The 25,916-nt window shown below is 74.4% G+C and carries 21 protein-coding genes; 12 read left to right on the forward strand and 9 right to left on the reverse strand.

Going from position 1 to position 25,916, the window contains the following annotated elements:
• Positions 1–7 precede the first annotated feature (7 nt).
• The 6 genes from AC5L3Z_RS08255 to AC5L3Z_RS08280 all read left to right on the forward strand — a co-directional run bounded on the left by AC5L3Z_RS08255 (position 8) and on the right by AC5L3Z_RS08280 (position 7,530).
• Positions 8–3,418 (forward strand): error-prone DNA polymerase, encoded by a 3,411-nt coding sequence (locus tag AC5L3Z_RS08255; RefSeq protein ID WP_494840807.1) that lies wholly within the window; start codon positions 8–10, stop codon positions 3,416–3,418.
• A gap of 96 nt (positions 3,419–3,514) precedes the next feature.
• Positions 3,515–3,694, forward strand: coding sequence for a hypothetical protein (locus AC5L3Z_RS08260; RefSeq protein ID WP_494840809.1), 180 nt, complete (start codon positions 3,515–3,517; stop codon positions 3,692–3,694).
• A 49-nt stretch (positions 3,695–3,743) separates the two neighbouring features.
• Entirely contained in the window at positions 3,744–4,511 is a 768-nt protein-coding gene (locus AC5L3Z_RS08265; protein WP_494840811.1) for a methyltransferase domain-containing protein, read from the forward strand.
• Positions 4,508–5,686, forward strand: a complete 1,179-nt coding sequence (locus AC5L3Z_RS08270) for an alkaline phosphatase family protein (RefSeq protein ID WP_494840813.1) — start codon at positions 4,508–4,510, stop codon at positions 5,684–5,686. Before AC5L3Z_RS08265 ends, AC5L3Z_RS08270 begins: the two co-directional genes overlap by 4 nt.
• A 37-nt stretch (positions 5,687–5,723) precedes the next feature.
• Entirely contained in the window at positions 5,724–7,016 is a 1,293-nt protein-coding gene (locus tag AC5L3Z_RS08275; RefSeq protein WP_494840814.1) for a DNA polymerase IV, read from the forward strand.
• Positions 7,017–7,131: 115 nt separating this feature from the next.
• Positions 7,132–7,530, forward strand: a complete 399-nt coding sequence (locus AC5L3Z_RS08280; RefSeq protein ID WP_334529861.1) for an SCO2097 family morphological protein — start codon at positions 7,132–7,134, stop codon at positions 7,528–7,530.
• Positions 7,531–7,698: 168 nt separating this feature from the next.
• On the opposite strand, the gene AC5L3Z_RS08285 is transcribed toward AC5L3Z_RS08280, so the two are convergent.
• Genes AC5L3Z_RS08285 through AC5L3Z_RS08295 form a run of 3 tightly spaced genes read right to left on the reverse strand, consistent with a single transcriptional unit; the run spans position 7,699 to position 12,545 of the window.
• Positions 7,699–10,176, reverse strand: a complete 2,478-nt coding sequence (locus AC5L3Z_RS08285) for a transglutaminase TgpA family protein (protein ID WP_494840815.1) — start codon at positions 10,174–10,176, stop codon at positions 7,699–7,701.
• Between the two features lie 16 nt (positions 10,177–10,192).
• A complete protein-coding gene (locus tag AC5L3Z_RS08290) occupies positions 10,193–11,491 on the reverse strand; it encodes a DUF58 domain-containing protein (protein WP_494840816.1) in 1,299 nt (432 codons plus the stop codon).
• A gap of 1 nt (position 11,492) precedes the next feature.
• Positions 11,493–12,545, reverse strand: a complete 1,053-nt coding sequence (locus AC5L3Z_RS08295) for an AAA family ATPase (RefSeq protein ID WP_334529869.1) — start codon at positions 12,543–12,545, stop codon at positions 11,493–11,495.
• Positions 12,546–12,964: 419 nt separating this feature from the next.
• Here AC5L3Z_RS08295 and leuS point away from each other — a divergent pair, with 419 nt between their 5' ends.
• Positions 12,965–15,805: a leucine--tRNA ligase gene (gene leuS, locus AC5L3Z_RS08300; protein WP_494840818.1), complete on the forward strand. Its 2,841-nt coding sequence runs from the start codon at positions 12,965–12,967 to the stop codon at positions 15,803–15,805.
• A 76-nt stretch (positions 15,806–15,881) separates the two neighbouring features.
• Here the strand turns inward: leuS and AC5L3Z_RS08305 are convergent, their stop codons facing one another.
• Positions 15,882–16,736 (reverse strand): ABC-2 transporter permease family protein, encoded by an 855-nt coding sequence (locus AC5L3Z_RS08305; RefSeq protein ID WP_494840820.1) that lies wholly within the window; start codon positions 16,734–16,736, stop codon positions 15,882–15,884.
• Complete coding sequence (locus AC5L3Z_RS08310) at positions 16,733–17,647, reverse strand: ABC transporter ATP-binding protein (RefSeq protein WP_494840821.1); 915 nt, start codon at positions 17,645–17,647, stop codon at positions 16,733–16,735. The genes AC5L3Z_RS08305 and AC5L3Z_RS08310 overlap by 4 nt, the downstream gene beginning before the upstream one ends.
• A 132-nt stretch (positions 17,648–17,779) precedes the next feature.
• On the opposite strand from AC5L3Z_RS08310, the gene AC5L3Z_RS08315 reads away from it, so the two are divergent.
• The gene (locus AC5L3Z_RS08315) at positions 17,780–18,937 is read left to right on the forward strand and encodes a sensor histidine kinase (RefSeq protein WP_494840822.1); all 1,158 of its coding nucleotides are present in this window, start codon (positions 17,780–17,782) and stop codon (positions 18,935–18,937) included.
• A complete protein-coding gene (locus AC5L3Z_RS08320) occupies positions 18,934–19,590 on the forward strand; it encodes a response regulator (RefSeq protein WP_494840823.1) in 657 nt (218 codons plus the stop codon). Before AC5L3Z_RS08315 ends, AC5L3Z_RS08320 begins: the two co-directional genes overlap by 4 nt.
• 198 nt (positions 19,591–19,788) lie before the next feature.
• On the opposite strand, the gene AC5L3Z_RS08325 is transcribed toward AC5L3Z_RS08320, so the two are convergent.
• Genes AC5L3Z_RS08325 through AC5L3Z_RS08340 form a run of 4 tightly spaced genes read right to left on the reverse strand, consistent with a single transcriptional unit; the run spans position 19,789 to position 23,210 of the window.
• Positions 19,789–20,568, reverse strand: a complete 780-nt coding sequence (locus AC5L3Z_RS08325) for a phosphotransferase (protein ID WP_494840824.1) — start codon at positions 20,566–20,568, stop codon at positions 19,789–19,791.
• Positions 20,565–21,254: a TVP38/TMEM64 family protein gene (locus AC5L3Z_RS08330; protein WP_494840826.1), complete on the reverse strand. Its 690-nt coding sequence runs from the start codon at positions 21,252–21,254 to the stop codon at positions 20,565–20,567. The genes AC5L3Z_RS08325 and AC5L3Z_RS08330 overlap by 4 nt, the downstream gene beginning before the upstream one ends.
• Positions 21,251–21,973 carry a type 1 glutamine amidotransferase gene (locus AC5L3Z_RS08335; RefSeq protein WP_334529880.1) on the reverse strand — a complete coding sequence of 241 codons (723 nt, stop codon included), beginning with the start codon at positions 21,971–21,973 and terminating at the stop codon, positions 21,251–21,253. The genes AC5L3Z_RS08330 and AC5L3Z_RS08335 overlap by 4 nt, the downstream gene beginning before the upstream one ends.
• The gene (locus AC5L3Z_RS08340) at positions 21,963–23,210 is read right to left on the reverse strand and encodes a MurT ligase domain-containing protein (protein ID WP_494841273.1); all 1,248 of its coding nucleotides are present in this window, start codon (positions 23,208–23,210) and stop codon (positions 21,963–21,965) included. Before AC5L3Z_RS08340 ends, AC5L3Z_RS08335 begins: the two co-directional genes overlap by 11 nt.
• Positions 23,211–23,566: 356 nt before the next feature.
• Here AC5L3Z_RS08340 and mraZ point away from each other — a divergent pair, with 356 nt between their 5' ends.
• The 3 genes from mraZ (at position 23,567) to ftsL (ending at position 25,916) form a co-directional block, all read left to right on the forward strand.
• Positions 23,567–23,998 (forward strand): division/cell wall cluster transcriptional repressor MraZ, encoded by a 432-nt coding sequence (mraZ, locus tag AC5L3Z_RS08345; RefSeq protein ID WP_334529882.1) that lies wholly within the window; start codon positions 23,567–23,569, stop codon positions 23,996–23,998.
• Between the two features lie 206 nt (positions 23,999–24,204).
• A complete protein-coding gene (gene rsmH / locus AC5L3Z_RS08350) occupies positions 24,205–25,317 on the forward strand; it encodes a 16S rRNA (cytosine(1402)-N(4))-methyltransferase RsmH (RefSeq protein WP_494840828.1) in 1,113 nt (370 codons plus the stop codon).
• Positions 25,314–25,916, forward strand: a complete 603-nt coding sequence (gene ftsL / locus AC5L3Z_RS08355) for a cell division protein FtsL (RefSeq protein WP_494840830.1) — start codon at positions 25,314–25,316, stop codon at positions 25,914–25,916. Before rsmH ends, ftsL begins: the two co-directional genes overlap by 4 nt.

Raw genomic sequence — 25,916 nt, forward strand, 5'->3', positions numbered from 1 at the left:
CGGTCCGGTGAGTTTCCACAATCCGAAGCTGCCCTGGTCGGAGTTGGAGCGGGTGCTCTCCGGCCGGTCCGGCGACGGCCGGTCGGGCGACGGCAGGTCCGGCGGCGGACGGTCGCGGGACGGGCGGTCGCGCGAGGAGCGGCACCTGCACGTGGTGGACCCGCTCGCCGTCGACGCCGACGGTGGCGACTCCCCGGCCTGGAGCCGCCGGCGCGCCCAGTACCAACCGCCCGAGCTGACCCGCGCCGACGGCACGGTCCCCTACGCCGAGCTGCACGCACACTCCAACTTCAGCTTCCTCGACGGCGCCAGCCACCCGGAGGAGCTGGCCGAGGAGGCCGCCCGGCTGGGGCTGACCGCGCTCGCCGTCACCGACCACGACGGCTTCTACGGTGTGGTCCGATTCGCCGAGGCGGCCCGCTCCCTGCACCTGCCGACCATCTTCGGCGCCGAGCTCTCCCTCGGGCTGCCCGGCCCGCAGAACGGCGAACCCGACCCGCTCGGACGGCACCTGCTGGTGCTCGCCCACGGGCACGAGGGGTACGCCCGCCTCGCCGCCACCATCTCCCGCGCCCAGCTACGCGGCGGCGAGAAGGGCCGCCCGGTCTACGGGGAGCTGGAGGAGGTGGCTGCCGAGCTGCGCGACCACGTGCTGGTGCTCACCGGCTGCCGCAAGGGGCACGTGCCGGCGGCGCTGCTCACCGAGGGGGTGGACGCGGCGGCCCGCGAGCTGGACCGGCTGACCGCGCTCTTCGGCGCGGAGACGGTGGCGGTGGAGCTGACCGACCACGGGCACCCGGTCGACGCCGACCGCAACGACGCCCTCGCCGAGCTGGCCGCCACCGCCGGGCTGCCCACGGTGGCCACCAACAACGTGCACTACGCGACCCCGGGTCGGCGGCGGCTCGCCACCACCCTGGCCGCGGTGCGGGCCCGGCGCAGCCTCGACGAGATCGACGGCTGGCTGCCCGCCGCCGCCACCGCCCACCTGCGCAGCGGCGCGGAGATGGCGGCCCGGTTCGCCGCGTACCCGGGCTCGGTGGCCCGGGCCGCGGAGTTCGGCGCCGAGCTCGCCTTCGACCTCCAGCTCGTCGCGCCGCAGCTGCCGGCGTACCCGGTGCCGCCGGGACACACCGAGATGAGCTGGCTGCGCCGACTCACCATGGACGGCGCCCGGGAGCGGTACGGCCCGCCCGAGGCGCACCCGGAGGCGTACGCGCAGCTGGAACACGAGCTGCGGATGATCGAGGAGCTGGGCTTCCCCGGCTACTTCCTGGTGGTCTACGACATCGTCACGTTCTGCCGCGAGCAGGACATCTACTGCCAGGGTCGGGGCTCGGCGGCGAACTCGGCGGTCTGCTACGCGCTGCGGATCACCAACGTGGACGCCGTCCGGCACCGGTTGCTCTTCGAGCGTTTCCTCGCCCCCGAGCGGGACGGCCCGCCCGACATCGACGTGGACATCGAGTCCGACCGCCGGGAGGAGGTGATCCAGCACGTCTACGCCCGGTACGGCCGGGAGCACACCGCCCAGGTCGCCAACGTCATCTCCTACCGGCCCCGGTCGGCGGTGCGGGACGTGGCCAAGGCGTTCGGTTTCTCCCCCGGTCAGCAGGACGCCTGGAGCAAGCAGATCGACCGCTGGGGCTCGATCGCCTCGGTCGACGTGGCGGACATCCCCGAGCAGGTCGTCGAGTACGCCAACGAGTTGCAGACGTTCCCCCGGCACCTGGGCATCCACTCCGGCGGCATGGTGATCTGCGACCGGCCGGTGATCGAGGTCTGCCCGGTGGAGTGGGGCCGGATGCCCGGGCGCAGCGTGCTCCAGTGGGACAAGGACGACTGCGCCGCGGTCGGCCTGGTCAAGTTCGACCTGCTCGGCCTCGGCATGCTCTCCGCGCTGCACTACGGCTACGACATGATCGGGATGACCCTGGACCTGGGCGACATGACGCTGGACGACCCCGAGGTCTACGACATGCTCTGCCGGGCCGACTCGGTCGGGGTGTTCCAGGTGGAGAGCCGCGCCCAGATGGCGACCCTGCCGCGGCTCAAGCCCCGCGAGTTCTACGACCTGGTGGTCGAGGTGGCGCTGATCCGGCCCGGCCCGATCCAGGGCGGCTCGGTGCACCCGTACATCCGGCGCAAGAACGGCCAGGAGCCGGTGACGTACGCGCACCCGCTGATGCGCAACGCGCTGGAGAAGACCCTCGGCGTGCCGCTGTTCCAGGAGCAGCTCATGCAGCTGGCGATCGACCTGGCCGGCTTCGACGCGGCCGGGGCCGACCAGCTGCGCCGGGCGATGGGGGCCAAGCGCTCGGTCGAGCGGATGGCGCAGATCGCCGACCGGCTCTACGCCGGGATGGCCGAGCGGGGCATCACCGGCGAGCTGGCCGACGACGTCTACCGCAAGCTCACCGCGTTCGCCAGCTACGGCTTCCCGGAGAGCCACGCGATGAGCTTCGCCTACCTGGTCTACGCCAGCTCCTGGCTCAAGCGCTACCACCCGGCGCCGTTCCTGGCCGCGCTGCTCAACGCCCAGCCGATGGGCTTCTACTCCCCGCAGACCCTGGTCGACGACGCCCGCCGGCACGGCGTCGAGGTGCGCCGGCCGGACGTCAACGCCAGCGGCGCCAAGGCGGTGCTGGAGTCGACCCCGGAGACCCGGTGGGGCAGCCGGCCGGGGGAGCCGCCGCACGCCTGGGGGCTGGGCGGCCCGGCGGTCCGGTTGGGGCTGGGCAGCGTACGTACCCTCGGCGAGGACGTGGCCGAGCGGATCGAGGCGGAGCGGGCGGCACACGGGCCGTACCGGGACATGCCGGACCTGGCCCGCCGGGTCGGTCTCACCGCCGCGCAGCTGGAGGCGCTGGCCACCGCGGACGCCTTCGCCTGCTTCGGGCTGACCCGGCGGCAGGCGCTCTGGGCCGCCGGTGCGGCGGCCCAGGACCGGCCGGGCCGGCTGCCCGGCACGGTGACCGGCACGGCCGCGCCCACCCTGCCGGGGTTGGAGGCGGTGGACCGGCTGGTCGCCGACGTCTGGGCGACCGGCCTGTCGCCGGAGAGCCACCCCGCCCGGTTCATCCGGGACCGGCTCGACGCCCTGGGCGCGGTGCCGATCGATCGGCTCGGCCGGGTGGAGCCGGGCCGGCGGATCCGGGTCGGCGGGATCGTCACCCACCGGCAGCGACCGGCGACCGCAGGCGGGGTCACCTTCCTCAACCTGGAGGACGAGACCGGCATGCTCAACGTCACCTGCTCCCCGGGCCTGTGGCAGCGCTACCGCCGGGTCGCCCGCACCAGCGCGGCGCTGGTGGTCCGGGGCCGGTTGCACCGGCACGAGGGGGTCACCAGCCTCACCGCCGACCGGCTGGACGCGATCGAGCCGCCGGTCAGCCCGGCGTCCCGGGATTTCCGCTGACCGGAGTGATCCACATTACGGTTTTCGGGGGCGGAAGGCGGGACACTTCGAGGTCGTGCGGGCAGAGTGGCCCGCTCGCCGCAAGGGGGAAGACCAGTGACGGGGAACAGCACCTACACCGGTGGCGTGGCGAACGCCCGCCGCACCCGACTGGGCACCGGTTGGACGCCGGCGCAGGACGCCGAGCCGCGCGAGTACCAGGTGACCGACGGTCCGGTGGCGAACGCCCAGCGCTCGCGCGCCGAGGAGGACCCCGCCGGCGGCGGCGAGTCCTGACGCACCGACCGAACTCCACCCACCGCCAGCGGGGGGTCGGGCGGCGCGGGTGACTAGGCTCGACCGGGTGGAGCAGACCCGAGGCCGGTTCACCGGGCCGCCGCTGACCCCCCGTACCGCTGTCATCTGGTCGGTCCTCGCCGCGGAGCTGGACCGACGCCCCGGCGACGAGCTGACCGTGCTCGACGTGGGGGGCGGCACCGGCGGTTTCGCCGTGCCGCTCGCCCAGGCCGGGCACCGGGTCACCGTGGTCGACGCCAGCCCGGACGCGCTCGCCGCGCTGACCCGCCGGGCCGCCGAGGCCGGGGTCGCCGACCGGGTCCGTGCCGTGCAGGGCGACGGCGACGCGATGACCGGGCTGGTCGAGCCGGCCGGCGCCGACCTGGTCCTCTGCCACTCGGTGCTGGAGGTGGTCGACGACCCCGCACCGGTGGTGGCCGCGCTGGTCACCGCGCTGCGCCCCGGTGGGGCGGCGAGCGTGCTGGTCGCCGGGCGGGCCGCCGCGGTGCTGGGTCGGGCGATGAACGGCCACCTGGACGTGGCCGCCGCCCTCGCCGCCGCTCCGGACGGCTCCGCCGGCCCGCGGGACACGCTGCGCCGCCGCTTCGACGCCGACGGCGCCGCCGCGCTGCTGCGCGCCGCCGGGCTCACCGTGGAGGAGATCCATGGGGTACGCGTCCTCGCCGACCTGCTCCCCGCCGCGGTGGCCGACGGCCAGCCGGGCGCCCTGGTCGAGCTGGAACGGGCGCTGGCCGCCCGGTCGCCGTACCGGGACCTCGCCGCCCAGCTGCACCTGTTCGCCCGCCGCCCGGCATGACCGGCGTGCCGGGGCCGGACGGGCCGCGCGGACCGCTGGCGGTGGTCCCGCCGCGCTACGGCGGCGGCAGCCTGGCCGACGTGCTGCCCAGCGCGCTCGCGGTGCTCGGCGTCCCCGGCGCCGCCGACCTGCTCGGGTTGACCTCCCGGCTGGCCGGGGTACGCCGGATCGCCGTCCTGCTCGTCGACGGCCTCGGCTGGTACCAGATCCCGACCGCCGCCCCGTACGCGCCGACCCTGGCCGGGCTGGCCGCCACGGTGGGCCGGCCGCTGACCTCGGGTTTCCCGTCCACCACCCCGACCAGCCTGGTCAGCCTCGGCAGCGGCGCCGCGCCCGGGGCGCACGGCGTGCTCGGATTCACCGTCCGCGTCCCGGGCACCGAGCGGGTGCTCAACCACATCGAGTGGGCCGGCGACCCGGAGCCGCTGCGCTGGCAGCCGGTGCGGACCCAGTTCGAGCGGGCCCGCGCCGCCGGGGTGGCGGTGACGGTGGTGAGCCGCCCGGAGTACGCCGGCAGCGGGCTGACCCTGGCCGCCAACCGGGGCGGCGACTACCGGGGCGCCGCCGGGGTGGACGCCCTCGCCCGGACGATGCTCGCCGCGCTCTCCGCCGGTGCCGGGCCCACTCTGGTCTCCGGCTACCACCCGGACCTGGACCGGAACGGGCACCTCACCGGGGTCGACTCGGCGCCGTGGCGGGTCGCCGCCGCCGAGGTGGACGTGCTGCTCACCCGGCTCGTCAACGGCCTGCCGTCGGACGCCGGGCTGCTGGTGACCGCGGACCACGGCCAGCTCGACGTGCCCGCCGCGCACCGCTTCGACCTGGACACCGACCTGCGGCTGCGGGCCGGGGTGCGGGTGGTGGCCGGGGAGCCCCGGGTGCGTTACCTGCACGTGGAGCCGGGCGCGGCGCCGGACGTGGTGGCCGCCTGGTCGGAGGTGCTGGGCGGGGCGGCCCGGGTCGAGACCCGGGAGGAGGCGGTCGCCGCCGGCCGGTTCGGTCCGGTGCCCGAGGAGCACCTGCGGCGCATCGGTGACGTGGTGGTCACCTGCCACGGCACGTACGCCGTGCTGGCCACCCGCTCGGAGCCGCCGGCGGTGTCCCGGCTGGTGGCGTACCACGGGGCGGACACCGCGGCCGAGATGACCATCCCGCTGCTGGTGGTCCGGGGCTGACCCGCCGGCTGTCGTACCGGGCGGCTAACCTGCGGGAATGGGTCGGAGCCAGTCGTTTGCGCGCGGGCATGACCCGCGCCCCGGGTCGGAGCGCGACGGCGGCGACCCGCGTTTCGGGCCGGAGGCCGACGACACCGGTTGCCCCGTCCTCCATGTCGACATGGACGCGTTCTTCGCCTCGGTCGAGGTGCGGCGCCGTCCCGAGCTGCGCGGCCGGCCCGTGGTGGTCGGTGGGGTCGGGCCGCGCGGGGTGGTCAGCTCCGCCAGCTACGAGGCCCGCCGCTACGGCGTGCGCAGCGCCATGCCGACCATGCGGGCCCGGGCGCTCTGCCCGCACGCCGTCTACCTCCCGCCGGATTTCGCGCAGTACTCGGCGGCCTCCCGGGCGGTGATGCAGATCTTCCGGGACGTCACCCCGCTGGTCGAGCCGTTCTCCACGGACGAGGCGTTCCTCGACGTGGCCGGCGCCCGGCGGCTGTTCGGCTCGCCGGCCGCGATCGCCCGCCTGATCCGCGGCCGGGTGGCCGAGGAGCAGGGGCTGACCTGTTCGGTGGGGGTGGCGCCGACCAAGTTCGTGGCCAAGCTCGGTTCCACCCGGGCAAAGCCGGACGGCCTGCTCGTGGTGCCGGCCGACCGGGTGCTGGAATTCCTCCACCCGCTGCCGGTCGACGCGCTCTGGGGGGTGGGCGAGCGGTCGGCGGAGACGCTGCGCCGGCTCGGCCTGGCCACCGTCGGCGATCTCGCCCAGGCGCCGTTCGGGATGCTCCGCAAGGCCGTCGGTGCCGCCTCCGCGACCCACCTGCACGAGCTGGCGTGGGGGCGGGACCCGCGGACGGTCAGCCCCGAGCACGTGGAGAAGTCGATCGGCGCCGAGGTGACCTTCGACGCGGACGTCGGTGACCCGCTGGAGATCCGCCGGGCGCTGCTCGCCCTCAGTGAGAAGGTCGGCGTCCGGCTGCGCCGGGCGGGGCAGGTCGGGCGGACGATCTCGCTGAAGGTGCGGTTGTCCGATTTCCGCACGGTCACCCGGTCCCGCACCCTCGGGGTGCCGACGGACGTGGCCCGGGAGATGTTCGACACGGTCTGGGGGCTCTACACCGCTTTCGACCCGGGGGAGCGCGTCCGGTTGGTGGGGGTGCGGGCGGAAGGGCTCAGCGGCGTGGCGGAGACGCCGCGCCAGTTGACCCTCGGCGCGCCCGAGCGCGGATGGCGGGAGGCGGAAGCCGCCGCGGACGCCGCGGCTGCCCGTTTCGGGCGGTCCGTCATAGGTCCGGCCAGTCTGCTCGGCAAACGTCACCCCCGTCGAAGCGAAAATCAACCCCGGCCGTAGGTCGTCCCGCTTTCCGACGCGCGACCCCCCTCGTAGACTTGGCGGTAAGCAGCCGGTTGGCTGCCACGGTCTGTCGGCCCGACCGGGCCGACCAACGTGACCGGGGAGGAGTGCCGTGCCGCTCTCGGAGCACGAGCAGCGGCTGTTCGAGCAGATCGAGCGGTCGCTTGCCGAGGACCCCAAATTCGCCTCGGCCGTGCGCGCCAGCGACCCGCGTTTCCATGCGCGGCGTCGTCTGCTCGTCGCTGCCGGCGTCGTCATCGTCGGCCTGGCCCTGTTGGTCTACGGCGCGGTGATCAAGACTCCGCCGCTGGCAGTGGCGGGGTTCGTCGTCATGCTGGCTGCGCTGGGCTACGCGGTGCAGTCGCAACGGCGGGCACAGTCGCCCGACCTGCACGTGGTGGGTGGCACGACGAGTCGTCGTCGCCCGCGCGGGCGGGCGGGTGGTCGACGCCCGTCGCTGCTGGACCGCATGGAGGACCGGTGGCGGCAGCGCCCGGAGGGACACCGCTGAACGCCCGCGGTACCTGAGCAGGACGGGCGTCGCCGCGACGGCGGGTGCCGGACGAACTCCGGCCTCCTCCGTCGTATCACCGCGTCCGGCTCCGGCCGCCCCGTCGTCCGACACGGAAAGGCCCGCCGGCCGACCGTGGGGTCGGACCGGCGGGCCGATCGTCCGGGATCAGGCGCGCCGGGCGGCGCGGTCGGCCCACAGCCGTCGGGGGCTCCACCGCAGCAGCCGGTACCGGAGCCGCCCGGCCGTCGTCACCAGCCGCGACGACGAGTCGCCCAGCGCCAGTCGCCAGCGCAGCAGCACCGACGGCGGCAGCACCGCCGCCAGGAACCGGGTCCGCCGGTCCGCCCGCGCGGCGAGGGTGCCCCGGACCGTCCGCAGCGCCGGGTGCAGCGGCTCTCCGGTCAGCGGGTCACGCGCGTAGCGGGCCCGCTCCTCGGCCCGGCCGAGCAGCCGGACCGCCGACGCCGACTCCGCGTCCTCGGCGACGGACTCCCGGACCAGCCGCTCCGCGGTCGCCCGGGGCGTCTCCGTCCGGTCGACCGGCACCCGGTAGTCGACCAGGGTGTCGAGCAGTTCGTCCCAGGCGGCGTGGGCGTCGGCGCGGGCCCGGTCGGCGTCCGCCCCGACCACCACCATCGGGGTGGCCCCCACGCTCGCGTCGGCGCCGCCCGTCGCGGCCGGCGCGGGGACCGGGGTGGGCCGGCCGTGCCGCCGGCGCCGCAGCGCCGAGCGGCGCAGCGCGGGGAGCGCGAGCAGCGTCAGCAGGGCCAGCAGCGCTCCGGCCGTCCACCAGGGCCAGGTCGGGGCGCGTTCCACCGGAGCGCCGGTGGTCGGGTCGAAGCCGGTGTCGGTCTCCCGGTCGGCCGCGTCCGGTTGGTCCGGTCCCGCCGAGGCGGCCGGGTCGTCCGGGGTGGCCCCCGGCGCGGTGGTGCCCGAGGGCTCCGGATCCGGCGCGTCGCTGTCCGGGGCCCACGCCGAGCGGGTGGAGCCCTGCACGCCGTACGCTGGGGTGGCGTCGAACGGCACCCAGCCCATGCCGTCGAAGTAGACCTCGGTCCAGGCGTGCAGGTTGCGGTTGGTCAGCACGTACGCGTCGCCGTCGGAGGAGCCGCCGTTGGTGAACCCGAACGCCACCCGGGCCGGGATCCCGGCGGCGCGGACCAGCCACGCCATCGCCGCCGCGTACTGCTGGCAGTAGCCCACCTTGTTGGTGAGGAAGTCGACGATGTCCTCGCCGCTGGTCCCGCCCTTGGTGCTCAGCGAGTAGCTGAAGCCGTTCTCCCGGGAGAAGTAGTCGTAGATCGCCCGGACCGTGTCGTAGTCGTTCCGCTTGCCCTGGGTGAGCCGCTGCACCAGCAGCTCGACGTCCCGCACCAACGGCCGCTGGGTCTGCTGCCGCTTGATCGGGTGCTCGGCCGGCAGCGACGGCGCCCCGCGCAGCGCCGCCGGCGTGTACGCCGAGCGGACGTAGTCGAACGAGTAGCGCTTGCCGCGGGAGTTGTCCCGGTTGGAGTAGACGACGCCGAGGTTCGGGTCGTAGAGCCAGTTGCCGCTGAGCCCGTCGGTGTTGACCGGGTCGGAGTAGACCGGCAGGTACGGCATGTTCAGGTTCTTCGTCACCTCGACCGTGGCCCGGTAGGTCTGCTGCTGCACCCCGCGCCGCGCCTGCTCGGGCAGGTCCCGGTTGGCCGGCCGGCCGTTCGGCGGGCGGACCCGGAAGCCGTCCGGCCGCAGCTCGTCGGCGACGCCGAAGCGCAGGTAGAACGGGTTCGGCTCGTTCGTGGCGACCTTGACGACGTCGGTCACCTCGGACTGGTTCAGCTGACCGCTGAGCGCGGCGAAGAGGTCGATCCGGCCCGGGCCGCCGCCCTGCCCCGGGCGCCCGTTGCCGGTGCCCTCGCCGGCGGTGGTGAAGTGGTTGAGCAGGCCGCCGGTCATCCCCGGCACCGCCAGCGGCGCCACCACGGCCAGCGCCACACCGACCACCGCCAGCCGCCGCCCGGCCGCGGCCAGCGGGGAGGACTCCCAGACGTCCACGTCCCGGCCCTCGCCGGTGAACCGGCGTCCGAACCGGCGTACCCGGTCGACGTTGTCGGTGACCAGCAGCCAGAGGTAGCCGGCGGCGCCGATCACGAACGGCAGCGCGGGGACGTCCTCCACGTACACCGCCACCGGGACCGAGTAGATCGCCAGCATCGGCAGGCCGGCCAGCGCCGGGCGGCGCAGCCCGACCGCCAGTACGTCGACCAGCACCGCCACCCCGCCCACCCCGAGCACGGTGATGAACAGCAGCGGGGTGGTGTCCGGCACCTCGACGCCGTAGGCGCGCATGTCCTGCAGGGACCCCCGGAGCAGGTCGCCGAAATGGACCAGGGTGTCCGGGGTGGGCAGGAAGGCGAGCAGTTCGGTGCCGCCGGGGAAGAGCCAGGTCAGGGCGAGCAGCAGGCCGGCCAGCATGCCCAGCACCTGGCCCCAGAGCGGGGCCCGGAGCAGCCGGGTGAGCGCGGCGACGCCGCCCACCACCGCCACCGCGATGGCGGACTGGATCAGCCAGGTCCAGCGCTCGAAGATCGACGACAGCGGCGCCGCGGCGAGCAGAGTCGCCGCGGCGGCCACGAAGCCGAGGTTCCGGGACGCGATCACGACGCCACCCTTCCCGTCATCGGACACCACCGGCCACCGTCTCGGCGAGCGCCGCGCGCAGCGCGAAACCCTGCGAGCCCCGGGCCGCCTGCGGCCACAGCGCCGGCAGCCGGCCGCCGTGGTCCACGCCGATCACCCGCCAGCCGCCCTGGAGCAGGGCCAGCGCCGCGGCGCCGTGCGCGTGCTCCGCCTCGGCCCGGGCCTTCTCCGGCAGGTTGAGCCAACTGGAGCTGTCCAGCAGGAAACCCACGCAGGTGGCGCCGTTGCCGCGCAACCCGGCCAGCAGCTCCGCCTCGGCGATGCTCAGCGAGCCGAACAGGGCGATGATCAGCCCGCCGTCGGCGCGCTGCCGGACCCGCTGCACCAGGCTGGCGACCTCGCCGCGCTTGTCCAGCCGTACGTCGGCGAGGTGGTCGAGGAGCAGGCCGTCGCCGGCCCCCTCGGTGGCGTCGACGTCGGCGCCGGAGCCGGTGACCAGGCGCAGCTTGTAGCCGGCCTGGCGCAGGTGCACGGCGACGCTCGCGGCGGCGGAGACCGCCCACTCGAAGCTCGCCGTGGGGCCGTCGCCGCGGTGGCCGTACGCCCGGGTGTCCAGCACCACGGTGGCCCGGCTCTCCCAGGGCTGCTCCTCGCGCCGGACCATCAGCTCGCCGGTGCGGGCGGTGGACTTCCAGTGCACCCGGCGCAGGTCGTCGCCGCGGCGGTACTCGCGGGTGGCGGCGTCGTCCTCACCGTGCACGGCCACCGACCGGGCCCGGCTGTCGCCGCTGCCGGCGTACTCGCCGGGCAGCCGCACCGAGGGCAGCGGGGTGACCTGCGGGATGACGGTGAGGTGGTCGGTGCTGGGGAACGCCCTGGTCAGCTCGCACAGCCCGAACGGGTCGGTCAGCCGGACCACCAGCGGGCCCACCTCGTACCGGCCGCGCACGTCGGCGCGGACCGTGTACGCCACCGAGCTGGCCTGGTGCGCGCCGAGCCGCTCCAGCACCACCCGGGGGCGGCTGCCCAGCGCGTACGGCAGCCGGTCCTCCAGCAGCAGGGTGCCGGTGGGCAGCCGGGAGAGGTTCTGCAGTCGCAGCACCACCCGGGAGCTGGCCCCGACCGGCACCCGGTGCGGCTCCAGCGAGCGGTTGCAGGCGAGCTTGTAGCGGCTGCGCCCGACGTAGAGCGCGGCCATCAGCGGCAGGACGGCGAGCAGCACGGCCACCCGCAGCAGGTCCCGCTCGCCGAGGATGCCGGCGGAGACGGCGGCCGCGACGGCGGCCGCCAGGAAGGAACGACCACGGGTGGTCAGGCCGCGCAGCCCGTCACGCACCTCACGGCCTCCGCGGCTCGAACGGTGGGCGGCCGTTGCCGGCGGCGGGCCGGGCGTCGTGCGGGGCGCGCTTGCGGTCGTGCGGCAGCGCCAGCCGGTGCACCAGCTCGGAGACGATCGCGTCGGTGGTGCGCCGGGCCAGCTGGGCCTCGGCGGTCGGGATGATCCGGTGCGCCAGCACCGGCACCGCGAGCGCCTGGAGGTCGTCGGGGAGCACGTAGTCCCGGCCCTCCAGGGCGGCCACCGCCCGGGCGGTGCGCAGCAGCTGGAGGGTGGCCCGGGGGGAGGCGCCGAGGCGCAGGTCCGGCGCCTCGCGGGTGGCGGTGACCAGGTCGACGGCGTACTGCTTGACCGCGTCGGCGACGTGCACCTGGCGGACCGTGGAGATCAGCCGGCGCACCGTGTCGGCGTCGGAGACCGGCCGCAGCTCCTGCAGCGGGTCGGCGGCGCCGTGGCCGTCCAACATGGCCAACTCGGCGCCCGGGTCCGGGTAGCCCATCGCGATGCGCGCGGTGAACCGGTCGCGCTGCGCCTCGGGGAGGGGGTAGGTGCCCTCCATCTCGATCGGGTTCTGGGTGGCGATCACCATGAACGGCGTCTGGAGCTGGTACGTCACGCCGTCGACGGTGACCTGGCGCTCCTCCATGCACTCCAGCAGCGCGGACTGGGTCTTCGGCGAGGCGCGGTTGATCTCGTCGCCGACGACCAGGTTGGCGAAGACCGCGCCCGGGCGGAACTCGAAGTCGTGCGTCTCCTGGTTGTAGACGCTGACCCCGGTGACGTCGCTGGGCAGCAGGTCGGGGGTGAACTGGATGCGGCGCACCGAGCAGTCGATGGAGCGGGCCAGGGCCTTGGCCAGCTTCGTCTTGCCGACGCCGGGCACGTCTTCGATGAGCAGGTGCCCCTCGGCGAGCAGGACGGCCAGGGCGAGGCGCACGGTAGCGGTCTTGCCCTCGATGACCTGCTCGATGTTGGTCACGATGGCTTCGCTGGCGGCGCGGAACTCGTCGTGCGGCAGCAGGCCGCCCACCTCGTCCCAGGTCTGTTGTGTCACGGGCCTCCTCCTCGTCGCCGGAACGGCAGCTCTGTCAAGAGCACCTGGACCCGCCGTAGGGTTCGCGACGTCGAGCCACGTCTGCCGCAGGAATCTCACTGGCCTCTCAGGCTAACCATGTTTGTCGTGATCGCCGACCCCCGCAGGCAGTCGGTCGGTTACGCCCGAATATTCGTCAGGTCGGGGGACGTCGCCCGTGCCGTCGCGCTCACCGCCGGTGATCACCAGGCGGGAACGGGCGACCTGGCGGCCCGGTCGGCGGGGTACACTGCCGGTCATGGCCGGAGTGTTCCTGCTTCTTACCGGGCCGTGCTGATGCGCTGACGCGCGACAGCACGGCGGCCCCTCCTGTGCGAGGGGCTTTTTTGTGCCCGCAGCAGAGCTCCCCATATCCGACATGACCGTGCCAAGGAGACGCCATGAGTGAGGCAGCCGCACCGGCGGGCGACATTCCCCCGTACCGGTACACCGCGGCCCTGGCCGACGAGATCGAGCGCCGGTGGCAGGACACCTGGGCGCGGGAGGGCACCTTCCACGCCCCGAACCCGAGCGGCCCGCTGGCCGACCCGGGTCACCCGCGCTCCGGCGCGGAGAAGCTGTACGTGCTGGACATGTTCCCGTACCCGTCGGGCGCCGGCCTGCACGTCGGCCACCCGCTGGGCTACATCGGCACCGACTGCTTCGCCCGCTACCAGCGGATGGCCGGGCGCAACGTGCTGCACGCGATGGGCTTCGACGCGTTCGGCCTGCCCGCCGAGCAGTACGCGGTGCAGACCGGCACCCACCCCAGGACCACTACCGAGCAGAACATCGAGCGGTACAAGGAGCAGCTGCGCCGGCTGGGCCTGGCCCACGACGATCGGCGCTCGGTGGCCACCATCGACACCGACTTCTACCGCTGGACCCAGTGGATCTTCCTCCAGGTCTTCAACTCCTGGTACGACCGTGACGCGCGCCGGGCCCGCCCGATCGCCGAGCTGGTCGCCGAGTTCGCCGGCGGCACCCGGCCCACCCCGGACGGCCGCCCGTGGGCCGAGCTGACCGAGGCCGAGCGGCGGCAGGTCGTCGACGACCACCGGCTGGCGTACGTCTCGCAGGCGCCGGTGAACTGGTGCCCCGGGCTGGGCACCGTGCTGGCCAACGAGGAGGTCACCGCCGACGGCCGCTCCGAGCGGGGCAACTTCCCGGTCTTCAAGCGCAACCTGAAGCAGTGGATGATGCGGATCACCGCCTACGGTGACCGGCTGCTGGACGACCTGGACGCGCTGGACTGGCCGGAGCCGATCAAGCTGATGCAGCGCAACTGGATCGGCCGCTCCCAGGGCGCGCACATCGACTTCCCGACCGACCGGGAGCCGATCCGGGTGTTCACGACCCGGCCCGACACCGTCTTCGGCGCCACCTACATGGTGCTGGCCCCCGAGCACGAGCTGGTCGACGCGCTGGTGCCGGCCGCGTGGCCGGAGGGGACCCGGGACGTCTGGACCGGCGGGCACGCCAACCCGCGCGCCGCCGTCGAGGCGTACCGGAAGGCGGCGGCGGCCAAGACCGACGTCGAGCGGCAGGCCGAGACCAAGGAGAAGACCGGCGTCTTCGTCGGGGCGTACGCCACCAACCCGGTCACCGGCGGGCAGATCCCGATCTTCATCGCCGACTACGTGCTGGCCGGCTACGGCACCGGCGCGATCATGGCGGTGCCCGCCCAGGACGAGCGGGACTGGGCCTTCGCCGAGGTCTTCGAGCTGCCGATCGTGCGTACCGTGCAGCCGTCGGAGGGCTTCGACGGCAAGGCGTACACCGGGGACGGGCCGGCGATCAACAGCGCGGCGCCCGACCGCGGCCTGGACCTGAACGGCCTGGGGGTCACCGACGCCAAGGCGCGGATCATCGAGTGGCTGGAGGCCAACGGGCACGGCGCCGGCGCGGTGACCTACCGGCTGCGCGACTGGCTCTTCTCCCGGCAGCGCTACTGGGGCGAGCCGTTCCCCATCGTCTACGACGAGACCGGGGCGGCGATCGCGCTGCCGGAGGAAATGCTGCCGGTCGAGCTGCCCGAGGTGGACGACTTCTCGCCGAAGACGTTCGACCCGGACGACGCCGACAGCAACCCGGAGACGCCGCTGTCGCGCCGCCGGGACTGGGTCGAGGTGGAGCTGGACCTGGGTGACGGGCCGAAGCGCTACACCCGCGAGACCAACGTGATGCCGCAGTGGGCCGGCTCCTGCTGGTACGAGCTGCGCTACCTGGACCCGACGAACCCGGACCGGTTCGTCGACGCGGAGAACGAGCGGTACTGGATGGGTCCGCGCGGCGAGGGCGACTCCGGCGGCACCGACCTGTACGTCGGCGGCGCCGAGCACGCCGTGCTGCACCTGCTGTACGCGCGCTTCTGGCACAAGGTGCTGTACGACCTGGGCCACGTCTCGTCGATCGAGCCGTTCCGCAAGCTGTTCAACCAGGGCTACATCCAGGCGTACGCGTACACCGACGCCCGAGGTGCCTACGTGCCGGCCGAGGAGGTCACCGAGCGCGACGGCGGCTTCTACCTGGGCGACACCCAGGTCAAGCGCGAGTACGGCAAGATGGGCAAGTCCCTGAAGAACGTCGTCACCCCCGACGAGATGTGCGCCGCGTACGGCGCGGACACCTTCCGGGTCTACGAGATGTCGATGGGCCCGCTGGAGGTCTCCCGCCCGTGGGAGACCCGCGCGGTGGTCGGGTCGTACCGCTTCCTGCAGCGGGTCTGGCGGGCGGTCGTCGACGAGCAGACCGGGGCGCTGCGGGTCACCGACGCCCCGGCCGACGAGGCCACCCGGCGGCTGCTGCACAAGGTGGTCGACGGGGTCCGCGGCGACATGGAGGCGATCCGGTTCAACACCGCGATCGCCAAGCTGATCGAGCTGACCAACGGCCTGACCCGGTTGGCGGAGACCCCGCGCGAGGTGGCCGAGCCGCTGGTGCTGATGCTGGCGCCGTTCGCCCCGCACGTGGCCGAGGAGCTGTGGCGGCGGCTGGGGCACGAGACCTCGCTGACGTACGCGGACTTCCCGGTCGCCGACCCGGCGCTGCTGGTCGCCGAGACGGTGACCTACCCGGTGCAGGTCAACGGCAAGGTCCGCGGCCGGGTCGAGGTTCCCGCCGACGCCTCGGAGGAGACCGTCCGCGCGGCGGCCCTGGAGGCGGTGGCCGGCTCGCTGGCCGGCAAGGAGCCCCGCAAGGTCATCGTGGTGAAGGGCCGGATGGTCTCGGTCGTCGCCTGACCCCGTTCGTGTCCACCGGAGGCGCACCCCGTCGCGGGGTGCGCCTCCGGCCGTTCGGGTTCCGGTACCCGCGGGGTCAGGGTTCCCGCTGGTGCACGGCGACGAGGGCGACCAGGGCCGCGGCGGCCGACCAGGCGGCGTAGACCGTCCAGGAGCCGGCGATCGTGGCCGGGATGGGGTCCACCACCACCGTGTCGGTGTTCACCTCGATCAACCGCAACCAGGCCGTGGTCGGCAGGGCGTTGTGCAGCTCGGCCACCCACCGGTACCGGTCGCTGTCGACGACCAACGGCAGGAGCACGAGCACCGACATGGCCGCCCCGACGGCGGCGGCGGTGTGCCGCAGCAGCGCGCCCAGTCCAAGGCCGACCAGCGCGCAGACCGGCGCGAGCAGGGCCGTCGCGGCCAGCGCCCGGGGCACCCCGGGATCGGTGAGCGAGAAGTTCGCGTCCCGGCCGGCCAGGATCGCCTGGGAGACGCCGGACGACGCCGCCGCGGTGAGCGCGCCGAGCCCGAGCATGACGGCGGTCAGCACGGCCGCCTTCGCGGCCACCACCGACCGACGGGCGGGCACGGCGGCGAAGGTGGTGCGGATCAGCCCGCTCTGGTACTCGCCGACCACCGTCATCGCCCCGATCGTGGTGGTGACGAGGATGAAGAACAGGTAGCCGGCCACGGGGAAGGCGTCGAAGAACGCCCCGTACAGGCGGAACAGCTCACGGCGCTCCGCCGAGTACGTCGGCCAGTTGCGGTGGTCGGCGAGGGCCGCGTTGGCGCTCACCCCCGCCACGAAGAGCAGGACGAGGGGGAACGACCAGCGGGTCGAGCGGAGCGACCAGAGTTTGATCCACTCGGCGGCCAGCAGATCGCGGAACCGGGCCGCGGGCACGAGCCGCTCCCGGTCGGTCGGGGTGATCTCCCGTACGGTCATCGGCGCGACTCCTCGGCGGCGTACTCGACGGTGTCGGCGGTCAGCCGCATGAACGCCTCTTCCAGGGTGGTGGCCCGGGTGGCCATCTCGTGGAGCACGACGCCGCGCCGGAAGGCCAGCTCACCGATCTCCTCGGTGGTCAGGCCGGTCACGGTCAGGGCGGTGTCGCCGTCGGGGAGCACGGTCGCGCCCGCCTCGACCAGCGCGGACCGGAGCGCGGCGGCGTCGGGCGTCCGCACCAGCACGGTGGGACGGCTGCTGCGGGCGGCGAACTCGGCCAGGCTCTCCTCGGCGATCAACCTGCCCCGGCCGATGACGACCAGGTGGTCCACGGTGTTCTCCATCTCGCTCATCAGGTGGCTGGAGACGAAGACCGTCCGTCCCTCGTCGGCCAGCCGGTGGAACAGTCCGCGTACCCAGCGCACCCCCTCCGGGTCGAGGCCGTTGAACGGCTCGTCGAAGAGCAGCACCGGCGGGTCACCGAGCAGGGCGGCGGCGATGCCGAGCCGCTGCCGCATGCCGAGGGAGAACTGCCCGATCCGGCGCCGGGCCACCGTGGCCAGCCCCACCTCCCGCAGCACCCGGTCCACCCGAGGGGACGGGATGCGGTTGCTGCGGGCCAGCGCACCCAGGTGCGCCGCCGCGGTGTGCCCGCCGTGCACGTCACCGGCGTCCAGCAGCGCGCCGATGTGGTGCAGCCCCCGCGAGCGGTCCCGGAACGGGACTCCGTCGACGGTCACCGCGCCACCGGTCGGGGTGGTCAGGCCGACGATCATGCGCAGGGTGGTGGACTTGCCGGCGCCGTTGGGGCCGAGGAAGCCGGTCACGCGTCCAGGCTGGACGGTCAGGGTCAGCCGGTCCACCGCCGTGGTGGCGCCGTACCGTTTCGTCAGGTCACGTAGCTCGATCATGTGCTCGACGTTGCCCGGTCGCGGGCTGCGGATCATCGCACCGCCGACCACATCGTCCGGCCCGTGGTCCGCCTCGGGGCGTACGCCCGTCGGCCGATGACCGGGCCCCGTCGGGGTGCCTACGATCGCCGGATGGACGCCGAGGATGTCGCTTCCCCCGTGCCGGCCGGGCGCGTACCGGCCCGGGTGGGGACCCTGCCGGCCTGGGCGGGTGCGGTGGCCTACCCGCTGGCGCTGCACGTGGTGGTGCTGAACGTGCCGACCGACGACCCGGTGCTGCCGGTCCTGCTGCCGGTCGTCGTCTCCGGTCTGCTGGTGGGCCTGGTGCGCCGTCGGCCGCTGTTGGCGCTCGCGCTGCTGCTGGCCGGCTCGTTCCACGTGGCCGTGACGGCACCCCGCCTGGAGAGCCAGTACCTGCTCTTCCTGCTCGCCGATGCCGTCGTCGGGTACGTGGCGTCGCGTCGGCCGTTCCGGGTCACCGCCGTCGCGGTCGGCCTGGCGGCCGTCGGTCAGCTCGCCGCCGCGACGTACCACCACGCGAACGCCGGTCTCCCCGGTCCCTTCGCGGTCGTGGTGCTCGGGCTCGTGACCGCGGTGACCCTGGGGCAGGCGCTGCGACAGCGCCGCGAGCACGCCCGGGCGCTGCGCGCGCAGTCGGCGGCCCAGGCCATCACCGCCGAGCGGCTGCGGATCGCCCGGGAGCTGCACGATCTGGTCGCGCACAGCATCGGCGTCATCGCCATCCAGGCCGGGGTGGGTGCCCGGGTCATCGACACCCAGCCCGGGGAGGCCCGCGCCGCGCTGGCCACCATCGAGACCGCCAGCCGGGAGACCCTGGCCGAACTGCGGCGTACCCTCGGCGCGCTCCGGCGTCCCGAGGGGATCACGGCGTCATTGGAGCCCACCCCGGGGCTGGCCGACCTGGACCGGCTGGTCACGGCCGCGGCGGACGCCGGGGTACGGGTGGAGCTGCGTCGGCGGGGCGAACCCCGTCCGCTGCCACCCGAGGTCGACCTGGCGGCGTACCGGATCGTGCAGGAGGCGCTGACCAACGTGGTGCGGCACGCCGGCACCGACCGCTGCCGGGTCACCGTCGAGCGGTCGCCCGGCGAGGTGGTCGTGGAGGTGGTCGATGACGGCCGCGGCGGTCCGGTCGGGAACGAGGGGCACGGTCTGGTCGGGATGCGGGAACGGGCGCGCCTGCTGGACGGCTGGTTCCACGCCGGTCCCCGCCCCGAGGGCGGCTTCCGGGTCGCCGCCCGGCTGCCGATGCCGGTGGTGTCCCGGTGAGCGTCCGGGTGGTGCTCGCCGACGACCAGCCGCTGGTGCGCGCCGGCCTGCGGGTGCTGATCGCCGACGCCCCCGACATCGACGTCGTGGGGGAGGCGGGGACCGGCGCCGAGGCGGTCCGGCTGGCCCGCGAGGTCGCGCCGGACGTGGTGCTGATGGACCTGCGGATGCCCGGGACCGACGGCATCGAGGCGACCCGGGTGATCACCGCGGCCGGCGGCCCGAGCCGGGTGCTGGTCCTCACCACCTTCGACGACGACGACCATGTGCACGCCGCGTTGCGCGCCGGCGCGAGCGGGTTCCTGGTGAAGGACATGGCACTCGACGACATCCTCGACGCCGTCCGGGTGGTCGCCGCCGGGGACGCGCTGATCGCGCCGGGGGTCACCCGCCGGCTGATCGCCCAGTTCGCGCGCCGGCCCGGCCCGGTACCCCGCCCGCGCGCGCTGCCCAGCGTCACCGTGCGGGAGCGGGAGGTCCTCACCCTGGTCGCGCGGGGCATGTCCAACGCCGAGATCGCCGCCCACCTGTTCATCAGCGTGGCCACCGCCAAGGCGCACGTCGCGCGGCTCTTCACCAAGCTCGGCGCCCGCGACCGGGTTCACCTGGTCATCGCCGCCTACGAGGCGAGGCTGGTCCACCCGTCGGAGTGACGCAGGCGGACCGCGCCGGCCCATGGTGGGGTGCCGGAAGGCTGGACACGGAGCGTGGCCTTCGTGGTGGCATCCGCCGAGACGAGCGTGATGACTGTGAGGTATCGGTATTCCTCACAGTCATCACACTCATCGGGCACTTCGCTCCGGCGAGCGACACGCCGGCCGGCCGCCGGCGGCCGGCCGGCGCGGAGGGCGTCAGGCGTGGAGGGCCGACTCGACGGTGCGCCGGTGGGCGCGCAGCCACTCCTGCCAGCGGCGTACCCCGTCGACCGCGCCGGCCGCGCGCAGCCGGCGCATGCCGGGCTCGTCGCGGTCGGCGCCGGCGTCGATGCCGCGCCAGGTGCTCTCGATCTGGTCGAGCATGACCGGCACCAGTTCACCCCGGGCGAGGGGCGCCCCGGCCGGTCCGGCGGCGGCCGCGTCGTAGGCGGCGCAGAGCAGCCGGCAGCGCCGGCCCAGCTCGGCCGGGTCGGCGCCCTCGCCCAGCTCACCCCAGTGCCACGCGGCGAACGCCACGTCGTCGATCCGACGGCCCGGCGCGGCGAGGTCCCAGTCCAGGAACGCCACCGGCAGCAGCCCGGCGGGGGAGTCCCGGTACACGGTGTTCTTCGGCGACAGGTCGCGGTGGCAGACCGTCTCCGCGCCGCCGGCCAGGTCGCTGCCGGCGCAGGCGTCGTGCAGGGTACGGATCAGTTCGGCCAGCCGGGTCAGCGCGGCGTCGGAGAAGAAGGCCGGGTCCTCCCGCTCCCGCCACGGCACCCGCCCGTCGAGGTGGCTGAGCACCTGCCGGCCCCGCGCGTCGATGCCGAGGTAGCGGGGCGCCAGGTCGGCGCCGGCCCGCTCCAGGTGCGCCAGCAGGGCGGCGACGAACCCGGCGTTCGCCGGGGGAGTACGGCGGACCGTGTCGCCGATCCGGACCACCTCGGCGATGAAGCCGCCGGCCAGCACCTCCTCGGCGGGCTCGCCGGGCGTCACCGGCGCGGCTCGTCGAGCCGGCGCTGCCGTTCGCTCCGCCACCACCGTCGTACCAGCACCACGCTGGCGATCAGGCCGAGGCCGGCGGGCGCGGCGGCGTACCAGTTGACGGTGCCGGGGGAGCTGACGGCCGCGCCGATCGCGGCGTAGCCGAAGGCCGTCGGCGCGGACGCGATCACGCTGCCGACCAGGAACGGCAGCGCCCGCGCGCCGGTGGTGCCGTAGCCGTAGCTGACCAGCCCGAAGCCGGCGATCGGCAGCAGCCGTACGGTGACCACGCCGAGGACGCTCTGCCGGGCGAACCAGCCGTCGAGGCGGGCCAGCCGGCCGCGGACCCGCTCGGCGACGAACTCCCGGCCGAGCACCCGGCCGACCGCGAAGCCGATCGCCGCGGCGAGCAGCGCCGCGCCGAGCGCGTACGCGGCCCCTTCGAGGGGGCCGAAGATGGCGCCCGAGGCGAGCGTGATGAAGGTACGGGGCACCAGTGCGACCAGCAGCAGCGCCCCGGTCACGATCGCCGCGACCGGGGCGTAGCCGCCGAGGGAGTCGGCCAGGTGGGGCAGCTGCCCCGGGTCGGGCCGGGGCGTCACCAGCAGCAGCACCCCGAACCCGGCGAGCAGGAGCAGCAGCAGGGCGAACCGTCGTGCCGACGGCTGCCCGAGCAGCCGTCGGACGACGGGGATCATGCCCGGGCGGCGGCGGCCACCGCGGCGCGGCGCTCGGACCGGAGCCGTTCGGCCCAGGTGTCGTCCAGCGGCGGGAGCTGGTGCACGCCGGTGGCCCAGCGCAGCAGCAGGTCGGCCAGCGCGGGGTTGCGGGCCAGCGCCGGGCCGTGCGAGTACGTGCCGAGCAGCTTGCCGCGCCAGGCCCCCTCGGTGGCGCCGTCGTTGCCGACCCCGGCGGTGACCCGGGCCAGCGGGGACACCCCGGGCCCGAGGTGGGTACGGCCACCGTGGTTCTCGAACCCGGTGAGCGCCGGCACGCCGAGTCGCGGGTCGATCTCCCCGGCCAGCTCGCCGACGGCCCGGGTCGGACCCCGGTCGGAGGAGAGGTCGAGCAGCTCCAGCCCGGCGCACCGGGTGCCCTTGGCGAAGAAGGAGGTGCCGAGGAGCTGGTAGCCGGCGCAGACGCCGAAGACCACCGAGCCCTGGGCAACGGCCCGGTGCAGGCCGCCGTCGGCGAGCAGCCGCTGGGCGCCGAGCGCCTGCGGGCCGTCCTCGCCGCCGCCGATGAGGTAGATGTCGGCGGTGGCGGGGAGCCGCTGGTCGGAGCGGACCTCCATCACCTCGACCGGCATTCCGCGCAGCTGCGCCCGGCGGGCCAGGATCAGCATGTTGCCCCGGTCGCCGTAGGTGGAGAGCAGGTCGGGGTAGATCCAGACGATGCGCAGGCTCTCAGTTGACACGGTCCAACTCCGCTCGGATGTCCTGGAAGGCGGTGTAGTTCGCGATGACCTCCAGCCGGCCCGGCGGGACCGCCCGGACGGCCTCGTCGAACGTCCGGACGTGCTGGAACGGCACGCCGTTGACGTCGAGCCGGACGGCCAGGTCGTACGCCCGGTCGCCGGTGATCAGCACCTGCCGTCCGCGCAGCGGCGCGAAGTCGACGTCGAACAGCCAGGAGGTGTCCAGCCCGTCGGGGTCGCGGGCGTTGATGGAGAGCAGGGTCGGCGCGAGGTCGGCCATGTCGAACGCCTCCAGCCAGCTGGCCGGGTTCTTCGCCAGCAGCAGCCGGATGTTGCGCCCGTCCCGGTCGACCTGGGCGTAGCGGCCGGCGACCGAGGTGACGCTGCCCAACCGGGACACCGCGTCGACGGGGCGTACGCCGAACTCGGCGGCGACGGCCAGCGCGGTGGCCGCGTTGCCGAGGTTGACCTTGCCGGGCAGTTGGAGCTGCACCTTGTGCCAGGCGCCGGTCGGGTCCAGCACGCCGTCGTCCTCCACCGTCCACTGCGGTTCGGGGCGGCGCAGCGGGCAGCCGGTGCACCACCACTGCTCGCCCGAGCGCTTGATGGTGGAGCCGCACTCGGGGCAGACCCAGGAGTCGTCGTGCCAGCGCTGGCCGGCGCTGAACCAGGTGACGTGCGGCGGGCGGATGCCGTTGGCCGGGTCGCCGGGCGGGGTGGCCGCCCAGACCACCATCGGGTCGTCGGCGTTGGCCACCACCCGCACGTCGGTGTGCCGGACCAGCGCGGCGCGCCAGAGCTGCGCCATCATGGCGACCTCCTTGGCCCGGTCGAGCTGGTCGCGGGAAAGGTTGAGCAGCGCCACGACGTGCGGCTCGGTCGCCTCCAGCACCTGCGCGAGGTAGTGCTCGTCGACCTCCAGCACCGCGTACGGGGTGCTGCCGGCCTTGGCCAGGGCAGAGGTGTGGCCGGTCGGCATGTTGGCGCCGAAGGAGTTGGTGGCGACCCGGCCGAGCACGCCGACGGCGGCGGCGCTCAGCCGGGTGGTGGTGGTCTTTCCGTTGGTCCCGGAGACCAGCGCGATGGCGCGGCCCGCCGAGAGATGCGCCAGCAGGTCCGGGTCGATCTTCAGGCCGATCCAGCCGCCGATCACCGATCCGTCGCCCCGGCCGGCGGCCCGCGACAGCGCCGCGGCCGTCCGCGACACGGAGCTGGCCACCTTTGCCCGCAAGGGCATCTTCGCGTCCGTCACCCGAGCGAGGTTACCGGACCCCCGGGTACGCCAGATCGCCGCCGAGGGTGAACCGTTCGGGCGGGGTGGGTCGGGCGTCCGGTCCGGGACGGCTGGGTCGCACGGCGTCGGGCAGTGTCGGGTAACGGACGCGCGCCGGGGGCGCTCCGCCCCTCCACTCCGCTCCACCCCTTCTGACGTGCGCGTTTGCCGCCGTCGGCGGCGCGCCACGCGGGCGATTCTGGTTGCAGGTGGAGGGAAGTGGAGTAGAGTGGGGCGCGATGGTGAGGCCGGGAGGGCCCACCGGCCCGGGGGGTCAGCGGCGACGCGAACGCCGCTAAAAGGGCGAGGGGGTTGGGCCGATGTTCCTCGGCACCCACACCCCGCGCCTGGACGACAAAGGCCGGTTGATCCTTCCGGCGAAGTTCCGGGACGAACTGGCGGGGGGTGTCGTGATCACCAAAGGGCAGGACCGCTGCCTCTACGTCTTCCCCACGCCCGAGTTCCAGCGGATCGCGGACCAACTGCGTGCGCAGCCCATGACGAACAAGGCGGCCCGGGCCTACAGCCGGGTCTTCTTCGCCAGCGCGCACGACGAGGTCCCCGACAAGCAGGGGCGGGTCACCATCCCGGCCCACCTCCGGTCCTACGCCACGCTCGACCGGGACCTGGTGGTGATCGGGGCGAGCACGAGGGTGGAGATCTGGGACAGGACGGCCTGGGAGACCTACCTCGCGGAGAGCGAAGACGACTTCGCCGACATCGAGGAGGGGGTGCTGCCCGGCGGTCTGTAGGGCGTGGCGACGCCCGACGTACTGCGAGATCTCCAGCCGCTTTCGAGTTCCTGGCATCCCTTCCCCGGTGCCAGGCGCACGATCAGTCTCCGGGGCCGCGGCCCGGGGGGCGAGCGGGAGCGGATGGGGATCTGGCGGTACGACGACAGGCGTCGTCCGACGAACAGGCGCGCGACGAACGGACGTTTCAACCAGTGGGGGTCGACATGGGGGAGCTACGCGGCACGCACGTGCCGGTGCTGCTTGAGAGGTGTCTCGAGTTGCTGGCCCCCGCGCTGGACCGGGGCGGCCGGACGATCCACGTCGACGCGACGCTGGGTCTGGCCGGGCACGCCGAGGCGGTGCTGGAGCGGCACCCGCGGACGATCCTGATCGGGCTGGACCGGGACACCGAGGCCCTCGCGCACGCGCGGGTCCGGCTGGCCCGCTTCGCCGACCGGATCCACCTGGTGCACGCCGTCTACGACGAGCTGCCCGAGGTGCTGGAGCGGCTGGACTATCCGGGCATCGACGGGGTGCTGTTCGACCTGGGTGTCTCCTCGCTCCAGCTCGACGCGCCCGACCGCGGGTTCGCGTACGCGCAGGACGCGCCGCTGGACATGCGGATGGACCAGACCCGGGGGGTGACCGCCGAGGAGGTGGTCAACACCTACGCCCACCCGGACCTGGCCCGGGTGCTGCGGGTCTACGGCGAGGAGAAGTTCGCCGGGCGGATCGCCTCGGCGATCATCCGGGAGCGCGAGCGGGCGCCGATCACCTCGTCGGCGCGGCTGGCCGAACTGGTCAGGGAGAGCATTCCGGCGCCAGCCCGACGAACCGGTGGACACCCGGCCAAGAGAACGTTTCAGGCTTTACGGATCGAGGTAAACAGGGAGCTGGCAGCGCTGGAGACGGCGCTGCCGGCCGCTCTCGACAAGCTCAACGTGGGCGGTCGCATGGTGGTCCTGTCCTACCACTCGTTGGAGGACCGGCTCACCAAGCAGGCGCTCGCCGATCGGGTCCGCAGTAAGGGCCCGATCGACCTCCCGGTCGAACTCCCCGGGTCGGGTCCGACGTTCCGGCTGCTCAGCCGGGGCGCCGAACTCCCCGGGGACGCGGAAGTCGCCGCGAACCCGCGCGCCGCCTCGGTGCGCCTGCGGGCCGCGGAACGACTCGACCCGCGGGCCGCGGAACAGGGGCGGACCGACCGCGAACGGTACCGCCGCCGGGTCAGGGCGATGCACCAACCGGGGACGGGGTCGACACCGGGTTCCACAGTGGACCGGGGGGCGACGCCGGGGGACGGCAGAGGGACGGACGAAGAGGGGGAGGGAACATGAACGTCAACAAGCGCGACGGCCGGGACGCGGCCGTCGGGCAGCGCGCACCGCGGTCGGGGGGCCGGACCGCGGCGCAGCGGACCACGCGAGCCGGCACCCCGACGCCGATGACGGACCGCGCCGGTCGGCGGCAGGAGACTCGCGCCCGGGGGGCGCGCGAGTTCCCGACCCAGGGCACCGCCGCGCTGCGGGCCGCCGAGAAGCCCGTCGCCACCACGGCGGCGTCGCCCCGGCTGCGGGTCGCGCCCCCGCCGCCGGTGCGGGTGCCGCGGGCGCCCTTCGCGGCGCTGATCGTGGTGCTGGTCGTCGGCGGGGTGCTGGGCATCCTCGCCGTCAACACGAAGATCAACGAGAACGCCTTCAAGCTTCAGCAGCTCCAGCGGCAGCAGGCCCGGCTCGACGTGGACCAGCAGCAGCTGGAGAAGAAGATCGAGCAGCACGAGGCGCCGGGCAACCTGACCGCCGAGGCCCGCAAGCTCGGCCTGGTGGAGAACGACGACCCGGCCTACATCCGGCTGCCCGACGGGCGGATGATCGGCGTGCCGCAGCCCGCCAACGGGCAGCCGGCGATCACCAGCCAGCAGGGCAACGGGGGATAG

It is taken from the genome of Micromonospora sp. LZ37, from assembly GCF_059359015.1.